This is a genomic window from Polaromonas jejuensis NBRC 106434 (assembly GCF_001598235.1).
Lineage (GTDB): Bacteria > Pseudomonadota > Gammaproteobacteria > Burkholderiales > Burkholderiaceae_C > Polaromonas > Polaromonas jejuensis.
Window position 1 is genome coordinate 47,048 of sequence record NZ_BCYO01000017.1, and the last position, 17,072, is coordinate 64,119.

Annotated in this window: 11 protein-coding genes; 9 read left to right on the forward strand and 2 right to left on the reverse strand. The window is 64.8% G+C overall.

Annotated elements, in window-relative coordinates; translation table 11 throughout:
• The first annotated feature begins 1 nt into the window (after position 1).
• The 4 genes from PJE01S_RS17355 to PJE01S_RS17370 are packed head-to-tail and all read left to right on the forward strand — an operon-like array spanning position 2 to position 7,819.
• Positions 2 to 4,234, forward strand: a complete 4,233-nt coding sequence (locus tag PJE01S_RS17355; RefSeq protein WP_068834897.1) for a YhdP family protein — start codon at positions 2 to 4, stop codon at positions 4,232 to 4,234.
• A 2-nt stretch (positions 4,235 to 4,236) separates the two neighbouring features.
• Positions 4,237 to 5,043 (forward strand): carbon-nitrogen hydrolase family protein, encoded by an 807-nt coding sequence (locus PJE01S_RS25680; protein WP_068834898.1) that lies wholly within the window; start codon positions 4,237 to 4,239, stop codon positions 5,041 to 5,043.
• Between the two features lie 11 nt (positions 5,044 to 5,054).
• On the forward strand, positions 5,055 to 7,172 hold the full coding sequence (locus PJE01S_RS17365) for a two-component system sensor histidine kinase NtrB (protein WP_068834947.1): 2,118 nt from the start codon (positions 5,055 to 5,057) through the stop codon (positions 7,170 to 7,172).
• Positions 7,173 to 7,192: 20 nt separating this feature from the next.
• Positions 7,193 to 7,819, forward strand: a complete 627-nt coding sequence (locus PJE01S_RS17370) for a response regulator transcription factor (RefSeq protein ID WP_068834899.1) — start codon at positions 7,193 to 7,195, stop codon at positions 7,817 to 7,819.
• Here the strand turns inward: PJE01S_RS17370 and PJE01S_RS25585 are convergent, their stop codons facing one another.
• Complete coding sequence (locus PJE01S_RS25585; protein WP_169804396.1) at positions 7,820 to 7,975, reverse strand: hypothetical protein; 156 nt, start codon at positions 7,973 to 7,975, stop codon at positions 7,820 to 7,822.
• Between PJE01S_RS25585 and mltA the strand changes: the two genes are divergently transcribed.
• On the forward strand, positions 7,923 to 9,170 hold the full coding sequence (mltA, locus tag PJE01S_RS17375) for a murein transglycosylase A (protein WP_084389613.1): 1,248 nt from the start codon (positions 7,923 to 7,925) through the stop codon (positions 9,168 to 9,170). The two genes, PJE01S_RS25585 and mltA, sit on opposite strands and share 53 nt — an antisense overlap.
• A 128-nt stretch (positions 9,171 to 9,298) precedes the next feature.
• On the opposite strand, the gene PJE01S_RS17380 is transcribed toward mltA, so the two are convergent.
• A complete protein-coding gene (locus PJE01S_RS17380; RefSeq protein WP_068834901.1) occupies positions 9,299 to 9,784 on the reverse strand; it encodes an Lrp/AsnC family transcriptional regulator in 486 nt (161 codons plus the stop codon).
• A gap of 182 nt (positions 9,785 to 9,966) precedes the next feature.
• On the opposite strand from PJE01S_RS17380, the gene PJE01S_RS17385 reads away from it, so the two are divergent.
• The 4 genes from PJE01S_RS17385 to secF all read left to right on the forward strand — a co-directional run bounded on the left by PJE01S_RS17385 (position 9,967) and on the right by secF (position 17,070).
• On the forward strand, positions 9,967 to 13,587 hold the full coding sequence (locus PJE01S_RS17385) for an indolepyruvate ferredoxin oxidoreductase family protein (protein ID WP_068834902.1): 3,621 nt from the start codon (positions 9,967 to 9,969) through the stop codon (positions 13,585 to 13,587).
• Between the two features lie 194 nt (positions 13,588 to 13,781).
• Positions 13,782 to 14,123: a preprotein translocase subunit YajC gene (yajC, locus tag PJE01S_RS17390; protein WP_068834903.1), complete on the forward strand. Its 342-nt coding sequence runs from the start codon at positions 13,782 to 13,784 to the stop codon at positions 14,121 to 14,123.
• Positions 14,124 to 14,202: 79 nt separating this feature from the next.
• The gene (secD, locus tag PJE01S_RS17395) at positions 14,203 to 16,077 is read left to right on the forward strand and encodes a protein translocase subunit SecD (protein ID WP_068834904.1); all 1,875 of its coding nucleotides are present in this window, start codon (positions 14,203 to 14,205) and stop codon (positions 16,075 to 16,077) included.
• A gap of 39 nt (positions 16,078 to 16,116) precedes the next feature.
• The gene (gene secF, locus PJE01S_RS17400) at positions 16,117 to 17,070 is read left to right on the forward strand and encodes a protein translocase subunit SecF (protein WP_068834905.1); all 954 of its coding nucleotides are present in this window, start codon (positions 16,117 to 16,119) and stop codon (positions 17,068 to 17,070) included.
• The last annotated feature ends 2 nt before the right edge of the window (positions 17,071 to 17,072 follow it).

A 17,072-nucleotide genomic window follows, 5' to 3' on the forward strand; every position in this document is an offset into this window, starting at 1 on the left:
AATGGAGCCAACGATTCCCACTCTCTCAGCCCTGCCGTCCCGACGCCTGCGATGGATCACCGGCGCCGTGCGCCTGGTGTTGTGGCTGGTCGTGACCGCCTGGCTGCTCTTCGGCCTGAGCTGGATCGTGCTGCATGGCTGGATTGTGCCGCGAATCGGAGAATTCCGTCCGCGCCTGGAAGCAGAGGCCAGCAAGGCCCTGGGGGTGCCGGTCCGCATTGGCCAGATCAGCGCCCATTCGCAGGGCATGATTCCGTCGTTTGAGTTGCGCGACGTCACCCTGCTGGATGCGCAAGGGCGCGAGGCCCTGCGCCTGCCGCGCCTGCTGGGCGCCCTGTCGCCCTCCTCGCTCTGGGGGCTGGGCTTTGAGCAGCTGTATATCGACCAGCCCGAATTCGATGTCCGGCGCGCCGCCGATGGCCAAATCTATGTGGGCGGGCTGGATGTGTCCAGGGAGCAGGCCGCCGGCCACAGCGCGGTGGCCGACTGGTTTTTCTCGCAGACCGAGTTTGTCCTGCGCGGCGGGACCGTGCACTGGACCGACGAGTTGCGCCAGGCACCGCCTTTGACGCTGACCCAGGTGGACGGCGTCATGCGCAATGCCCGGCGGCGCCACCTCATGCGCCTGGATGCCACGCCGCCGGCCGAATGGGGTGAGCGCTTCACCCTCAGGGGCATCTTCAGGCAGTCCTTGTTGTCGACCAAGGCCGGCGATCTGGCGACATGGACCGGCCAGCTCTACGCCGGGTCCGACCGTGTCGACCTGTCCCGCGTCAAGCAATACAGCAACCTGGACTCGCTGGGCGTGGAGCTGATCGGAGGCCACGGGGCGCTGCGCGCCTGGGCGGATGTCAGCAAGGGGAAAATCACCGGAGGCGTGGCCGATGTGGCGCTGCAGCAGGTGGAGGCCAGGCTCGGCCAGAAGTTGCAGCCACTCGGGTTTGAGTCCGTCGCCGGGCGCTTCGGCGGCGGACGGCGCGCCGATGGTTTTGATTTCAACACCCAGGGCCTGCGGTTTCGAACCCGGGAGGGCCTGCAGTGGCCCGGTGGCAACCTGGCGCTGGTCCAAACCAGCGATGCAGCGGGAGCGCCCCTGCACAGCGAGTTCAAGGGCGACATGCTGGACCTGGCCGCGCTGGCGCAGATTGCCCATCGCCTGCCGCTGGACAGTGCGACCCATGAGCTCCTGACTTCTTTTGCCCCCAGGGGCCTGGTGGAGACCGTGGACCTCCGCTGGCAGGGGCCGCCGGAGGCGCCTGCCAGCTTTGCCGCCAAGGGCCGCGTGGCGGGTTTGAGCGTGGCTGGCGCCGCAAGCGCTGTCTCGCACGACAGCCCCGGCCGGCCGGGCATCAGCGGGGCGGCGATTGATTTTGACCTCACGAACGAAGGCGGCCACGCCAAAGTAAAAATCCTCAACGGCGGGCTTGATCTGCCGGGCATCTTCGAGGAGCCGCAGCTCCCGCTCGATCAGTTGTCGGTGGACGCCCAGTGGAAGTTTTCAGGCCGCAAAATGGAAGTGCAACTGCGCAATCTGCAGTTTGCCAATACCGATGCGCAGGGTGAGGCGCAGGTCAGCTGGCACACCGACGATTCGGCCCCCGCTCCGACGACCCCGGCTACCGCGGCCGGCGCTGGCCCCTTGTCCGACCACCGCTTCCCCGGCGTGCTGGATCTGCAGGGCAGCTTGAGCCGGGGCGATGGTAGCCGGGTGCACCGTTATTTGCCGCTGGTGCTGGCGCCAGAGGCGCGTCACTATGTGCGCGATGCCGTGGTGCAGGGCCAGGTCAGCGACGTGAAATTCAAGGTCAAGGGCCCCGTCAGCCAGCTCCCCTTCGCCAATCCGGCGCAGGGCGATTTCCGGGTTTCCGCCAAAGTGAAAAACGGACACTTTGCCTATGTGCCGAACACCCTGCAGCCGGCCGGCGCTGCGCCGTGGCCGGCCCTCACCGGGCTCGATGGCGAGCTGGTCTTCAACCGGGCGGCCCTCGAGGTCAACGGCGCCACCGGAAAGCTGGCGGGCTTGCCCGGCCTGCAGCTGCTCAAGGGCAGTGCCCGAATTCCCGACCTGATCCATAACGCCACGGTCGAGGTGGCGCTTGAGCTCAAGGGGGCGCTGGCCGACGCGCTGGGCTTCGTCAACACCTCGCCGGTGGGCGGCATGACGGACCAGGTGCTGGCCAAGGCCGTGGCCACCGGCGCGGGCGATTACCGTTTTCGCCTGAACCTGCCGATTCATTCGATCGACAAATCGCGGGTCGAGGGAAGCATCACCCTGCCCGGCAATGATGTGCAGTTCACCCCGGGGACCCCGCAGCTGGGCAAACTCAAGGGCGTGGTGACCGTGAGCGAGCGGGGGTTTTCGGTCGCAGGCGCCCAGGCGCAGCTCCTGGGCGGCGATATCCGTTTTGATGGCGGCACGCGCACTGCGACCCGTCCGGCGGCAGGCGGGCCGGAGGCCGGCACCAGCGTGGCCTTCAAGGCGCAGGGCACGCTCACCGCAGAGGGCTTGCGAAAGGCTGGCAACCTGGGGCTTGTCTCCCGCATGGCCCAACACGCCAGCGGCAGCACCGCCTACACCGCCTCGCTGGGCTTTCGGCGCGGGGTTTCCGAGTTCATGGTGGCCAGCAGTTTGCAGGGTTTGGCGCTGAGCCTGCCGGCCCCCCTGGGCAAAACCGCGGAGGCTGCGCTGCCGCTCCGGTTCGAGAATGCCCTGCTGCGGGATTCCATGAGCATGGGGCAGAAACTGCAGGATCAGCTGTCGCTGAGCATTGGCCGCGTGGCTTCGATCAACTATGTGCGCGACCTGAGCGGCGCCGAACCCCGTGTGCTCCGGGGCGGCATTGCCGTGGGTCTGGAGGCCGGTGAAACGGTGCCGTCGCAGGAAGCGGGCGTGGCCGCCAACATCAACCTGGCCCGGGTCGACCTGGATGCCTGGGAGAAAATTCTTTCCACGCCATCTGGCGACAGTGCCGCGACCGGCGCCGCCTCCGGGCCGGCTTCCGTGGCCGCCAGCCACTCGGACGCCAATGCGGCCATGACCTATCTGCCCACGGTAATGGCCATACGCGCCAGGGAACTGCTGGTGGGGGGGCGCAGGCTGAACAATGTGGTGGTGGGCGGATCACGAGAAGGCTTGAACTGGCGCGCCAATATCGAGGCGTCCGAGCTCAACGGCTATGCGGAGTTTCGCCAGCCCGGCGGCATTGGCGCGGGACGCGTGTATGCGCGGCTTTCGCGTTTGAGCCTGGCGCCCAGCGCGGCCAGCGATGTGGAAGCCATTCTGGATGAGCAGCCTGCCAGTATTCCGGCCCTGGACATCGTGGTGGAGGACATGGAGTTGCGCGGCAAGAAGCTGGGGCGGGTTGAAATTGATGCGGTCAACCGGGGCAGCTTTGGCGCAGCGCGCGAGGGCGTTCGCGAGTGGCGCCTGAACAAATTCAACGTGATCCTGCCCGAAGCCGTGTTCACGGCGACGGGTAACTGGGCGGCCGTGAACGTGCCGGCCACCTCCCCAGGGACCAGCGGATCGCGCGCCACGGCAAAGGCCGCCGCCGAGCGCCGCCGTACCGCGATGAACTTCAAGCTGGACATGGCCGACTCCGGTGAGCTGCTCAAACGCTTCGGCATGGGCGAGCTGATCCGCCGCGGCAAGGGCAAGCTCGAAGGCCAGGTGGCCTGGATGGGCTCCCCCCTGAGCCTGGACTATCCGAGCATGAGCGGGCAGTTCAACGTGAATGTCGAGTCGGGGCAGTTTGTGAAGGCCGACCCGGGCATCGCCAAGCTGCTGGGTGTGCTGAGCCTGCAGTCCCTGCCCCGGCGCCTGACGCTGGATTTCCGCGATGTCTTTTCCGAAGGCTTTGCCTTCGACTTCGTGCGCGGCGACGTCAACATCAACCAGGGGCTGGCGACCACCAACAACCTGCAGATGCGCGGCGTGAATGCCGCCGTGCTGATGGCAGGCAGCGCCGACATTGCCCGTGAAACGCAAAATATCCGGGTGGTCGTCGTGCCTGAAATCAATGCCGGCACGGCTTCGCTGATTGCCACGGTCATCAACCCGGCCATTGGCCTGGGCAGCTTTCTGGCGCAGATGTTTCTGCGCCGCCCGCTGATGCAGGCGGCCACCCAGGAGTTCCAGATCGATGGCACCTGGTCAGACCCCAAAATCACCAAGGTGAGCCGCAAAGCCCAGCCCGAAGGTCAGGCTGATGTCACTTCCACGGAGACCCGTTGATCATGAAAGTTGCTGCCATCCAGATGGTTTCAGGCACCGGCGTCCAGGCGAATCTGGAGGCCGCCGGCCAGTTGCTTGCCCAGGCCGCCGCCCAGGGGGCCGAGCTGGCGGTGCTGCCCGAGTATTTTTGCGTCATGGGTTTGAAGGACACCGACAAACTGAAAATCCGGGAAACCGCGGGGCGCGGCCTGATCCAGGATTTCCTGAGCCGTTCGGCGCGTGAACTGGGGCTGTGGATTGTCGGCGGCACCCTGCCGATGGCGACCCCCGACGCCGGCCGGGCACGCAACTGCTCACTGGCTTACGCGCCGTCGGGCGACTGCGTGGCGCGCTACGACAAGGTCCATTTGTTCAGGTTTGCGCAAGGCCAGGAAGACTACGACGAAACCCGCGTGCTGGAGCCGGGCTCGCAGCCGGTCCGGTTTGAGCTGGCGTCGCGTGACGGCCATGTCTACACCATAGGCATGAGCGTCTGCTACGACCTGCGCTTCCCCGAGCTTTACCGTGCCCTGAAGGCCGATCTGCTGCTGGTGCCCAGCGCCTTCACCTACACCACCGGCCAGGCGCACTGGGAGGTCTTGCTGCGCGCCCGGGCGATTGAAAATCTGGCGTATGTGCTGGCCGCCGCCCAAGGGGGCATCCACGAAAATGCGCGCCGCACCTGGGGCCACAGCATGCTGGTGGATCCCTGGGGCCAGGTTCTGGCGCAGCAGGCCGAAGGTGCGGGGCTGGTGATGGGCGAGGTGCTGGGTGCCCATCTTCAGGACGTGCGGCGCCGTCTTCCGGCCCTGGGGCATCGCGTGCTGTGAAGCTCAAGCGCGTGAGATTTTCCCCGTGGCGTGGCATCAGCTGGGCCAGCCGGCGCTGGTCTTTGTGGGCCTTGCTGGTGGCGCTGGTCGTGGCCCTGCTGGGGACCCTGATCTGGCTGAGCGGACGCTACGAATCCAGCATGGTGCAAAGCCGGCTGGAGCATGATGCGGCGGAAGCCGTGGCCGACATCCGTTCGGGGCTGACCCGCAACCTGCATACGTTTCAGGCCCTGCACGCGTTTGAACAGACGCCCGACGCCTGGCGTGCGCGGGCGGCCGATCTGCTGCGCGAAAACCGTGAAATCATGCGGCTGGAGTGGCGCAACCAGGCGCTGCAGGTGCTGGGGGCGGTCGAGACGCCGTACCGCTTCTCGGTGTTCGAACGGCTGGGGCGCGGCAGCATGGAGGCTGATGTCAGCCTGACCTGCTCGACGGCCAGCCGTCTGAGCGGCCCGACCTATTCCACCAGCTACTTCCTGCCGCAACCGGATGGCATGGGCATGGAAGTTCTGGACATGTGCATGCCCCTGGTGCTGGCCGGCCGCGTGACCGGCTACATCGTGGCGACCTATTCGCTGCAGGACATCCTGGGCGAACTGGTGGGCAAGCAGCTGGTGCGAGGTGTGGGCCTGTCGTTCACGGAGGCCGATGGCACGCGTCTGGCGCTGCTCGGCGTGCCTTCGCGCGGCAGCCGGATTTATGTCGCGCAGCAACTGCTGGACCTGTCGGGCAACACGCTGGTCGTCCGCATGGAGCGCCGGCTCGGGACGCCGGCCCTGTTCCCCAATATCCTGACGGCGCTGGTCACGGCCATGTCACTGACTTTGCTGGCCGTGCTTTTTTTGCTGGCCCGCGACATGCGGCGGCGCCAGAAGGTGGAGCACGACCTGGGCGAGGCCCTGGCCTTTCGCAAGGCCATGGAGGACTCGCTGCGCACGGGCCTGCGTGCGCGGGATCTGGAGGGACGTATCACCTATGTCAATCCGGCCTTTTGCCAGATGGTGGGGGTGGAGGCCAAGGATTTGCTCAACCAGAGCTTCCCCTCGCCCTATTGGCCCCCGGAACTGGCGGACATGTACCAGCAGCGCCAGCAAGTTCGCCTGTCGGGTAAAAATCTGCCGCAGGAGAGCCATGAGTCGGTGTTCATGCGGCGCGACGGCACGCGGTTCCCGGTGCTCATCATGGAGGCGCCGCTGATCAACGCCGTGGGCAAGCACACCGGCTGGATGAGTGCCATTCTCGATGTGAGTGAGCAGCGCCGCATTGAGGAGCTCTCCCGCGCCAGCCAGGACCGCCTGCAGGCCACGGCGCGGCTGGCCATGGTCGGTGAAATGGCCTCGCTGCTCAGCCATGAGCTGAACCAGCCGCTGGCCGCCATTTCGAGCTATGCGACCGGCTCGCTCAATCTCCTGCAGGAAGGTGCAACCGCCCCCATGGCGACGTCTTTCCGGGGCGGCCCGGGCGCGGACCATCCGGAGCCGCCGCTGTCCGAAGAACTGCAGCTGGCCATGCGCCGCATTGCCGAGCAGGCCGAGCGTGCCGGCAAGGTCATCAAAAGCGTGCACGACTTTGTGCGGCGGCGCGATCAGGTGCGCGAGGCGGTGGCGCCGCGTGCCCTGCTCGACGCGGTGATGCCGCTGGTCAGCCTGCAGGCCCGCAAGCTGGGGGTGCGCGTGGCGATCGAGGTGGATGCGGCCTGCGCGCCGGTGCGGTGCGACCGCACCATGGTCGAGCAGGTGCTGCTCAACCTGTCGCGCAACGGCATGCAGGCCATGCAGGGCGCGCAGGAAGCGCCGGCGGCACAGACGCCTGCGGCCCTGCACGAGAAAGTGCTGACGCTGCGCATTCGCCCGGCGGCCTCCAGGGCGCAAAGCCGCTGGGTGGAGTTTTCGGTGACGGACTGCGGCGAGGGGATTTCGGAGCAGGTCGCCAAGCAGCTTTTCACCCCCTTTTTCACGACCAAGGAAGAGGGCATGGGCCTGGGCCTGAGCCTGTGCCGCACCGTGATCGAGCAGCACGGCGGTTTCCTCGGATTTGAGCCCGCGCAGCCGCAAGGTACCATTTTCACTTTTACCCTGCCGGTGGCGTTGGCGCAGACGACTGACGCCGCCGCGCCGAACGCCTCCTAGGCCACCTGGAAAACCTGACCATGGAACCCATTCACAACGCCACGGTTTACATCGTCGATGACGACGCCGGCGTGCGCGATGCGCTTGCCTGGCTGCTGCGTTCGCGGCGCCTGCTGAGCGAGACCTTTGACTCCGCCGAAGCCTTCGATGCCCGGGTGTCGCAGCAGTTCAAGGTCGAGGCCCCGTCCTGCGTGTTGCTCGATGTGCGCATGGCGGGCCTCAGCGGCCTGGCCATGTTTGAAAAGCTGATTGCCTATGGCCTGCTGCCGACCCTGCCGGTGATCTTTTTGACCGGCCATGCCGATGTGCCCACCGCAGTGGCCAGCGTCAAGCGCGGCGCCTTCGATTTCTGTGAAAAACCGTTTTCAGACAACGCGCTGGTGGACCGGGTGGTGCTGGCGCTCCAGCATTCCGCGGCCGCGCTGGCCGAGCACAGCCAATCCATCGGCCTGCAGGCGCGGCTGGACGGCCTGACCGATCGCGAGCGCGACGTGATGCGCCTGGTCGTGGAGGGGTTGCCCAACAAGCTGGTCGCCGACGAGCTGGATATCAGCGTCCGGACGGTGGAGGTTCACCGGGCCCGCGTTTTTGACAAGATGGGGGTCAAGTCGGCGGTGGAGCTGGCTAATATGCTACGAAATTTGTAGCTATCGGGTTTTGTTTTTCTCGGCTTCCAGGGGCGGCGCGGGGTGCGCTGAATCGTCTTTCAGCTCGCCATGCCGACGGCCCGAAAACATCGTCCACCACACAATGAATACCAGCAGCAGCAACGCCCCCAGGGCTTCGAGAAAAAGTAGGGCCATGACATTTCCTTGGATTGCAGATACCGCTTCGATGCGCTCAGGGCGGTCAATACGGTTGGCGTCAATTATCGCCATCGTGGCGCTGCTCGCCGCCTGCGTGGGCACGCCCCTGCCGCCCATGGCGCCATTGCCGCCCGGTGCTGACGCGGAGCCCACGGCAACAGGCCAGCGCCCGGGCGATGCGGGGCCATTGCCCGCGCCCTTGCTGAAGGCCAAAAGCCGCTGGGTTCCTGTCCGTTGGGCCGAGTTGCCGGGGTTTGAGGAGGATGCGCTGTTTGAAGCCTGGAACGCCTGGATCAAGAGTTGCGAGCGGCCAGGCCCGACCTTTGCGCCGCTGTGCGGCGAGGTCCGGCGCCTGAGCATTGCGTCCGGGGAAGAGCAGCGTACCTGGATGCTGGCCCGCCTCCAGCCCTATCGGGTCGAGGCCCTGCAGGGGAGCGCAGAGGGTCTGCTGACCAGCTATTACGAGCCGGTTTTCAAGGCCAGCCGCCAGGCGGGCGGGGCTTACGAGGTGCCGCTGTACCGCACGCCGGCCACGCTGGGCAGCCGCAAGCCGTGGTTCTCGCGGCAGGAAATCGATACCTTGCCCGAGGCGAAGGCCGCCCTCAAGGGCCGGGAAATCGCCTGGGTGGCCGACCCCATCGACGCCCTGGTGCTGCACATCCAGGGCTCGGGCCGGCTCAGCATCAGCGAGCCCGACGGCGCGCAGCGCACGGTGCGCGTCGCCTTTGCCGGCTCCAACGACCAGCCCTACCGCAGCGTGAACCAGTGGTTGCTGGAGCAGGGCGTCAGCAAGGTCAGCCCCTGGCCTGACGCCACCAAGGCCTGGGTGGCGCAAAATCCGCAGCGCGTGCAGCAGCTGCTCTGGAGCAATCCGCGCTATATCTTCTTCCGCGAAGAGGTGCTCAGTGATTTTGATGCGGCTTTTGGCCCCAAGGGTGCGCAGGGCGTGGCGCTGACCCCGGGGCGCTCGATTGCGGTCGACCCGGGCAGCATTCCCTACGGCACCCCCGTGTGGCTGGCCTCCCGCGGCAATGCGGCCGCTCTGCAGAAGCTGGTGTTTGCGCAGGATACCGGCAGTGCCATCGTGGGGGCGGTGCGGGCCGACTATTTCGCGGGCACGGGGGCCGAGGCCGGCGAGATGGCGTCGCGCGTCAACCAGCCGCTGCGGCTCTGGGTGCTCTGGCCCAAGTAAGCGCCTCGGCCCGTGCCGCGTGCGTGACTGATGCCGTGTCACCGGTGCTTGGTGATTTGCTATTGAAACGATAGCTGAATACGCCCGTTCCGCAAGCGCTACAGGCCTGTTTCAGTCATATTTCAGCCTCAGCGCGCGGTCCGTCTCAGGTGTTCCAGCGGCAACGCGCTGCTGGCCTTGACCTCGCCCAGCGAGAAGCTGGTATGCAGGTCTTTCACATTCGGCAGGTTGATCAGGCTTTGCAGCGCGAACTTGCTGAAGGCTTCCAGGTCCTGCGCCACCACCTGCAGCTCGAAGGTGCCGGTGCCGCTGATGTAGTGGCAGGCGATGACTTCGGGCAGCTTCTTGATGGCTTCTTCCAGCTCGCGCGTCGCGTTGCCGTTGTTGCGGTCGGCATCCAGCCGCACGAAGGCCAGCACGCCCAGGCCTATCTTGTAGCGGTTGATCTCGGCACGGTAGCCGGTGATGTAGCCGGCTTCTTCCAGCGCCCGCACGCGGCGCCAGCAGGGCGCGGCCGACAGGCCCACGCGCGAGGCCAGTTCGGCGTTGGTCAGCCGGGCTTCCAGCTGCAATTCTTTCAGGATGGCAATGTCGAACTTGTCTAGTGTTTCCATTTCTCTTATTTTGCGGCAAGATTCTTTCTTGAGTAGGCTTTTATCGGGCAAAGAAAGCAAAGATTTATCCGCCCGTGACGCATACACTTTGCAGGGAGATAGCGGGCCGGCCAAAACCGGGTTTGGCCCTGTAGAGACCAGCCCGCAAGGCCGGCATTAGCCACCATCTGGAGACAACGACCATGAACGCCCCGCTGCCCGATCACATCCGCAAAGCGCTGGAAACCGTCACGCTGGACGACAAATATTCCATTGACCACGGCCGCGCCTTCATGAGCGGCGTGCAGGCGCTGGTGCGCCTGCCCATGCTGCAGCGCACGCGTGACGTCCTCGCCGGCCTGAACACCGCAGGTTTCATCAGCGGCTACCGCGGCTCGCCGCTGGGCGGTTACGACCAGGCCTTGTGGGCCGCCAAAAAACACCTGGCCGTACAGAACGTGGTGTTCCAGCCCGGCGTCAATGAAGAGCTGGCTGCCACCGCCGTCTGGGGCTCCCAGCAGCTCGACATCTTTCCGCAGACCAACAAGTTCGATGGCGTGTTCGGCATCTGGTACGGCAAGGGCCCGGGCGTGGACCGCTGCTCGGATGTGTTCAAGCACGCCAACATGGCGGGGACCGCCAGGCATGGCGGCGTGATCGCCATTGCCGGGGATGACCACATCTCCAAAAGCTCGACCGCGGCGCATCAGAGCGACCATATCTTCAAGGCCTGCGGCCTGCCGGTGTTTTTCCCGTCCAGCGTGCAGGACATTCTCGACATGGGCCTGCATGCCTTCGCCATGAGCCGTTTTTCCGGCGTCTGGTCGGGCATGAAAACCATCCAGGAGGTGGTGGAGTCGTCGAGCTCGGTGTCGGTGGACCCGGACCGCGTGAGCATCATCATTCCCGAGGACTTCCAGATGCCGCCCGGCGGCCTGCACATCCGCTGGCCCGACCCGCCGCTGGAGCAGGAAGCGCGCCTGATGGACTACAAATGGTATGCCGCACTGGCCTACATCCGTGCCAACAAGCTCAACCACAACGTGATCGAGGGCCCGAAAGACCGCTTCGGCATCATCGCCAGCGGCAAGGCCTTCAACGACACGCGCCAGGCGCTGATCGACCTGGGGCTGGACGAGGACACCTGCCACCAGCTGGGCATACGCCTGCACAAGGTCAACGTGGTCTGGCCGCTGGAAGCCAGCATCACGCGCGACTTTGCCCTGGGGCTGCAGGAAATCCTGGTGGTCGAGGAAAAGCGCCAGGTCATCGAATACCAGATCAAGGAAGAGCTGTACAACTGGCGCGCCGACGTGCGCCCCAATGTGCTGGGCAAGTTCGACGAGCCCGAGGGCGATGCCTCGGGCGGCGAATGGTCCATGCCCAACCCGAGCGAAAACTGGCTGCTGCGCGCCAAGGCCGATCTGACGCCGGCCATCATCGCCAAGGCCATCGCCAAGCGCCTGAAGAAGCTGGGCGTGCCCGGCGACATCATTGCGCGCATGGAGGGCCGGCTGGCCGTCATCGACGCGCGCGAGCGTGCGCTGGCCGAACTCACCGTGGACACTGGCGAACGCGCCCCGTGGTTTTGCAGCGGCTGCCCGCACAACACCAGCACGCGCGTGCCCGAGGGCTCGCGCGCCGTGGCGGGCATTGGCTGCCACTACATGGCAACCTGGATGGACCGCTCCACGTCCACCTTCACCCAGATGGGCGGCGAGGGCGTGCCCTGGGTCGGCCAGTCGGCCTTCACCACCGACCAGCACATTTTTGCCAATCTGGGCGACGGCACCTACTTCCACAGCGGCCTGCTGGCGATCCGCCAGAGCATTGCCGCCGGTGTCAACATCACCTACAAGATCCTCTACAACGACGCGGTGGCCATGACCGGCGGCCAGCAGGTCGGCGAACGGCCCGAGGGGCACTCGGTGCCGCAAATTGCCCACAGCCTGCGGGCCGAGGGCGTGGTCAAAATGGTCGTGGTCACCGACGAGCCCGAGAAGTACCACGGCCGCATGCACACCGGCCCGATCAGCCCCGCGCGTGCGGGCCACCCCGAACTGCTCGACTCGCTGCCGCCCGGCGTGACCGTGCACCACCGCGATGAACTGGACCGCATACAGCGCGAGTTCCGCGAACTCAAGGGCACGACCGCCATCATTTACGACCAGACCTGCGCCACGGAGAAACGCCGGCGCCGCAAGCGCGGCACCCTGGCGGACCCGGAAAAGCGTGTCGTGATCAATGAACTGGTGTGTGAGGGTTGTGGCGACTGCGGGGTAGCGTCCAACTGCCTGTCGGTGGAACCGCTGGAAACCGAATTTGGCCGCAAGCGCCGCATCAACCAGAACACCTGCAACAAGGATTTCTCCTGCGTCAAGGGCTTTTGCCCGAGCTTTGTGACCGTGGAGGGTGGCCAGCTCAAGAAGCCCAAGAAAGAGAAAAAAGGCGCACCTTCGGGCTTGCCGGAAATTCCCGAACCGGTGCTGCCGGTGGCGGAATGCGCCTGGGGCATTGTGGTCGGCGGCGTCGGCGGCACCGGTGTCATCACCATCGGCCAGTTGCTGGGCATGGCCGCCCACCTCGAAGGCAAGGGCGTGGTCACGCAGGATGCGGGTGGCCTGGCGCAAAAAGGCGGCGCCACCTGGAGCCACATCCAGATCGCCAACCGGCCCGAGGCCATCTACACCACCAAGGTGGACACGGCCAAGGCCGACCTGGTGATTGGCTGCGACCCCATCGTCACGGCCAGCAAATACACCCTCGCCGCCATGCAGCCCGGCCGCACCTATGTGGCCATGAACACGCATGGCACGCCCACGGCGGCGTTTGTGACCAACCCGGGCTGGCAATTCCCGGGCGGCAACTGCGAAAGTGCCGTGAGTTCCGCCGTGGGCCCGGGCCTGATGGGCACGTTTGATGCCGAGCAGGTGGCCGTGCAGATGGTCGGCGATTCGATCTACACCAACCCCCTGATGCTGGGCTTTGCCTGGCAAAAAGGCCGGGTGCCGCTGTCGCATGCCGCGCTCATGCGTGCCATCGAACTCAACGGCGTGCAGGTCGACAACAACAAGGCGGCCTTCGAGTGGGGCCGTCGCTGCGCCCACGACCTGGCCTCGGTCCAGGCCCTGTTCAAGGCGGCCCAGGTGATCGAGTTCATGAAGAAGCCCTCACTGGACGAGATGCTGAGCAAGCGTGTGGATTTTCTGACCGCCTACCAGAACGCGGCCTATGCGCAGACCTACCAGGCGTTTGTGACCAGGGTGCGTGCGGCAGAGGCGCCGCTGGGCAAAACCACGCTGACCGAGGCGGTCACCCGCTATCTCTTCAAATTGATGGCCTACAAGGACGAGTATGAGGTCGCGCGGCTGCACGCCGACAGCGGCTTTGTCGAAAAGGTCAACGCCATGTTCGAAGGCGACTTCAAGCTCAACTACCACCTGGCACCGCCACTGATTGCCGCCAAAAACGACAAGGGCGAACTGCAAAAGCAGAAATTCGGCCCCTGGATGCTGACCGGCTTCAAGCTGCTGGCCCGCCTCAAGGGTTTGCGCGGCACGCCGCTGGATGTGTTTGGCCGGACCGAGGAGCGCAGGATGGAACGCGCGCTGATCGATGAGTACAAGGCCAGTATTGAAGAGGTCTTGGCGGGCCTGAATGCTCAAAACCATGGCACGGCCCTGGAAATCGCCCGGATTCCCGAGCTGATCAAGGGCTATGGCCATGTCAAGGCCCGGCATCTGGCCACGGCGCGCCCGCAATGGGCGGCGCTGATGCAGTCCTTCCGGCATCCGGAACCCGTGTCGCAACAGCACGCCGCCTGAAGCCCGGTGTGCGGACGGCGGGTCCGCCACCGTGGCTTCCCGGGGGACCGGCGGGCAAGCCGCTGCGCAAATACCCCCGAGACGCGCCTGTGATGGCTAGGTGACACGGCCAGCCCATACAATCATGGTCTCTGTGCGCTGGCTGCATTGGCCGGAGCGCGTGTCTGTGTCTTTATACCGTTGTGGAGTTAGCCGTGTTCATTTCTTCTGCTTTTGCCCAAACCGCTCCCGCAGCTGCCGCTGGTGGCGACATGATGTCCTCACTGACCGGCATGCTCCCTCTGGTGCTGATGTTTGTGGTGCTGTATTTCGTGATGATCCGCCCACAGATGAAGAAGCAGAAAGAGCACCGCGCCATGATTGAAGCCCTAGCCAAGGGTGACGAAGTCGCCACCGCTGGCGGCCTGCTCGGCAAGGTGACCAAGCTGGGCGAGGCTTACCTGACCCTCGAACTCGCGCCTGGCGTTGAAGTGCAGCTGCAGCGCAGCGCCATCGTTCAGGTGCTGCCCAAGGGCGCCATCAATAGCGCCAAGTAAGCAAGGCGCCCCATTAATGGTCCGCTGAGGCCGGTTTAAGGCCTCTTTCTGTCCCTCCGTCCACCAGAACAGCCCACTCATGAATCGTTATCCGGCCTGGAAGTACGCCATTATTGTGGCCCTGCTACTGATCGCAGCCTTGTACACGCTGCCCAACTTTTTTGGCGAAGCGCCGGCGGTGCAGGTTTCCAGCGGCAAGTCCACCGTCAAGGTGGACACTACGACCGTGGCCAAGGTGGAGCAGGCGCTGAAGGACGCGGCCATCACGGCGGATGTCATCGCCCTCGACGGCCACTCCGTCAAGGCACGTTTTGGCGACACCGACACGCAGCTCAAAGCCAAGGACGCTCTCCAGAAGGCCCTGTCGCCCGATGCGACAGATCCTGCTTATGTGATTGCGCTGAACCTGCTGTCGCGTTCACCGGCCTGGCTGACCTCGCTGCATGCGTTCCCCATGTACCTGGGGCTGGACTTGCGCGGTGGCGTGCACTTCATGCTGCAGGTGGACATGCAGGCGGCGCTCACCAAGCGGGCTGAGTCCCTGGCGGGCGACATCCGCATGTCGCTGCGCGAAAAAAATATCCGCCACAGTGGCATCGCCCGCAGCGGGCAGGCCATCGACATCAAATTCCGTGACTCCGAGACCCTGGCTTCCGCCAAGGCGCTGGTCCAGGACCAGTTCCCTGACCTCCAGATGGTTGAGGTTCCGGAAGGCACCGAGTACAAGTTGACCGCCACCATCAAGCCTGAGGCCGCGCGCCGGATTCAGGACCAGGCGCTCAAGCAGAACATGGTGACCCTGCACAACCGGATCAACGAGCTGGGCGTTGCCGAGCCGGTGATTCAGCAGCAGGGCATAGACCGCATCGTGGTGCAATTGCCCGGCGTTCAGGACACCGCCAAGGCCAAGGACATCCTGGGGCGCACGGCCACGCTGGAGATGCGTCTGGTGGAAGACGGCGCCGAGGCGAGAGCCGCCGAAAACAACACCGGCCCCGTGCCTTTTGGCGCCGAGCGTTTCTTCGAGCGCAATGGCCATGCGGTGATTGTCAAGAAACAGGTGATCCTGACCGGCGACAACCTGACGGATGCGCAGCCCGGCTTTGACTCCCAGAACCAGCAGCCCAAGGTGGATCTGACGGTAGACGCCAAGGGCGGGCGCATCATGCGCGACACCAGCCGCGAAAACCTCAAGAAGCGCATGGCCATCCTGCTGTTTGAAAAGGGCAAGGGCGAAGTCCTGACGGCGCCGGTCATCCAGAGCGAACTCGGCAACCGTTTCCAGATTTCCGGCTCCATGAGCGTGGGTGAAGCCAACGACCTGGCGCTGCTGCTGCGGGCAGGCTCGCTGGCCGCGCCCATGGAAATCATTGAAGAACGCACGATCGGGCCGACGCTGGGTGCCGACAATATATCCAAAGGCTTTCACAGCGTGTCCTGGGGCTTTCTGGTGATCGTGGCCTTCATGGCGGTTTACTACCTGCTGTTTGGCCTGTTTTCGGGCCTGGCGCTGGCCGTCAACCTGTTGCTGCTGGTGGCGGTGCTTTCAATGCTGCAGGCGACCCTGACCTTGCCGGGCATGGCCGCCATGGCGCTGGCGCTGGGCATGGCCATCGACTCCAACGTGCTGATCAATGAACGCGTGCGCGAGGAATTGCGCGGCGGCGCCTCCGCGCAGGCCGCCATTCATGCGGGGTACGAGCGGGCCTGGGCGACCATTCTGGACTCCAATATTTCGACGCTGATTGTGGGCCTGGCCTTGCTGGCCTTTGGTTCCGGCCCGGTGCGTGGTTTTGCCGTGGTGCATTGCATAGGCATTTTGACCAGCATGTTCTCGGCGGTATTTTTCTCGCGCGGCCTGGTCAACCTCTGGTATGGCCGCCAGAAAAAGCTCAAGACGGTGTCCATTGGCACGGTGTGGCGGCCTGAGACCTCCGGCACCGTGGCGAAATAAACCCGGTATTTTTTCCTGAGCTGCTTTCAAGGACCCTAGATGGAATTCTTCAAAATCCGGCGTGACATTCCGTTCATGCGCCACGCCCTGATTTTCAACGTGGTCAGTCTGGCGACGTTTGTACTGGCGGTGTTTTTCCTGTTCTCCCGCGGCCTGCACCTCTCGGTGGAGTTCACCGGCGGCACCTTGATGGAGGTGAACTACGCGCAGGCCGCCGATGTCGGGAAAATCCGGGCCACCGTGGCCAGCCTTGGCTTTGCCGATGTGCAGGTGCAGAATTTCGGCACCTCGCGCGATGTGATGATCCGCCTGCCGGCTCAAAAAGGGGTGAGTACCGCCCAGCAAAGCGACAAGGTCCTGACGGCGCTGAAGGCAGCCAGCCCCGACGTGAACTTGCGCCGCACCGAGTTTGTCGGCCCGCAGGTGGGGGATGAGCTGGCGCATGACGGCCTCAAGGCCCTGGCCATGGTGGTGTTGGGCATCATGGTCTACCTCGCCTTCCGTTTCGAGTGGAAGTACGCCGTCGCGGCCATCATTGCCAATTTGCATGACGTGGTCATCATTCTTGGCTTCTTTGCCTTCTTCCAGTGGGAGTTTTCGCTGCCTGTGCTGGCGGCGGTGCTGGCGGTGCTGGGTTATTCCGTGAATGAATCGGTGGTGATTTTTGACCGGATTCGCGAGAACTTCCGCCGCTATCGCAAGATGACCACGGTGGAGATCATCAACAATGCGATCACCTCCACCATCAGCCGAACCATCATTACCCACGGCTCCACCGAAGTGATGGTGCTGTCCATGCTGCTTTTTGGTGGCCCCACCTTGCATTACTTCGCCCTTGCGCTGACGATAGGCATCCTGTTCGGGATTTATTCCTCGGTGTTCGTGGCCGCATCCATCGCCATGTGGTTGGGCATCAAGCGGGAAGATCTGGTCAAGGGCCAGGTCAAAAAGGAAGAGGATCCCAATGATCCCAATGCGGGCGCCACGGTGTAAGC

What these genes read in the sequence shown, in the direction of transcription:
- PJE01S_RS17370 (WP_068834899.1), top strand. Translation starts at nt 7,193, where the DNA reads ATGGAACCCATTCACAACGCCACGGTTTACATCGTCGATGACGACGCC.
- secD (WP_068834904.1), top strand. Translation starts at nt 14,203, where the DNA reads ATGAATCGTTATCCGGCCTGGAAGTACGCCATTATTGTGGCCCTGCTA.
- PJE01S_RS17380 (WP_068834901.1), bottom strand. Translation starts at nt 9,784, where the DNA reads ATGGAAACACTAGACAAGTTCGACATTGCCATCCTGAAAGAATTGCAG.
- PJE01S_RS25585 (WP_169804396.1), bottom strand. Translation starts at nt 7,975, where the DNA reads ATGGCCCTACTTTTTCTCGAAGCCCTGGGGGCGTTGCTGCTGCTGGTA.
- PJE01S_RS17385 (WP_068834902.1), top strand. Translation starts at nt 9,967, where the DNA reads ATGAACGCCCCGCTGCCCGATCACATCCGCAAAGCGCTGGAAACCGTC.
- PJE01S_RS25680 (WP_068834898.1), top strand. Translation starts at nt 4,237, where the DNA reads ATGAAAGTTGCTGCCATCCAGATGGTTTCAGGCACCGGCGTCCAGGCG.
- mltA (WP_084389613.1), top strand. Translation starts at nt 7,923, where the DNA reads ATGAATACCAGCAGCAGCAACGCCCCCAGGGCTTCGAGAAAAAGTAGG.
- PJE01S_RS17355 (WP_068834897.1), top strand. Translation starts at nt 2, where the DNA reads ATGGAGCCAACGATTCCCACTCTCTCAGCCCTGCCGTCCCGACGCCTG.
- secF (WP_068834905.1), top strand. Translation starts at nt 16,117, where the DNA reads ATGGAATTCTTCAAAATCCGGCGTGACATTCCGTTCATGCGCCACGCC.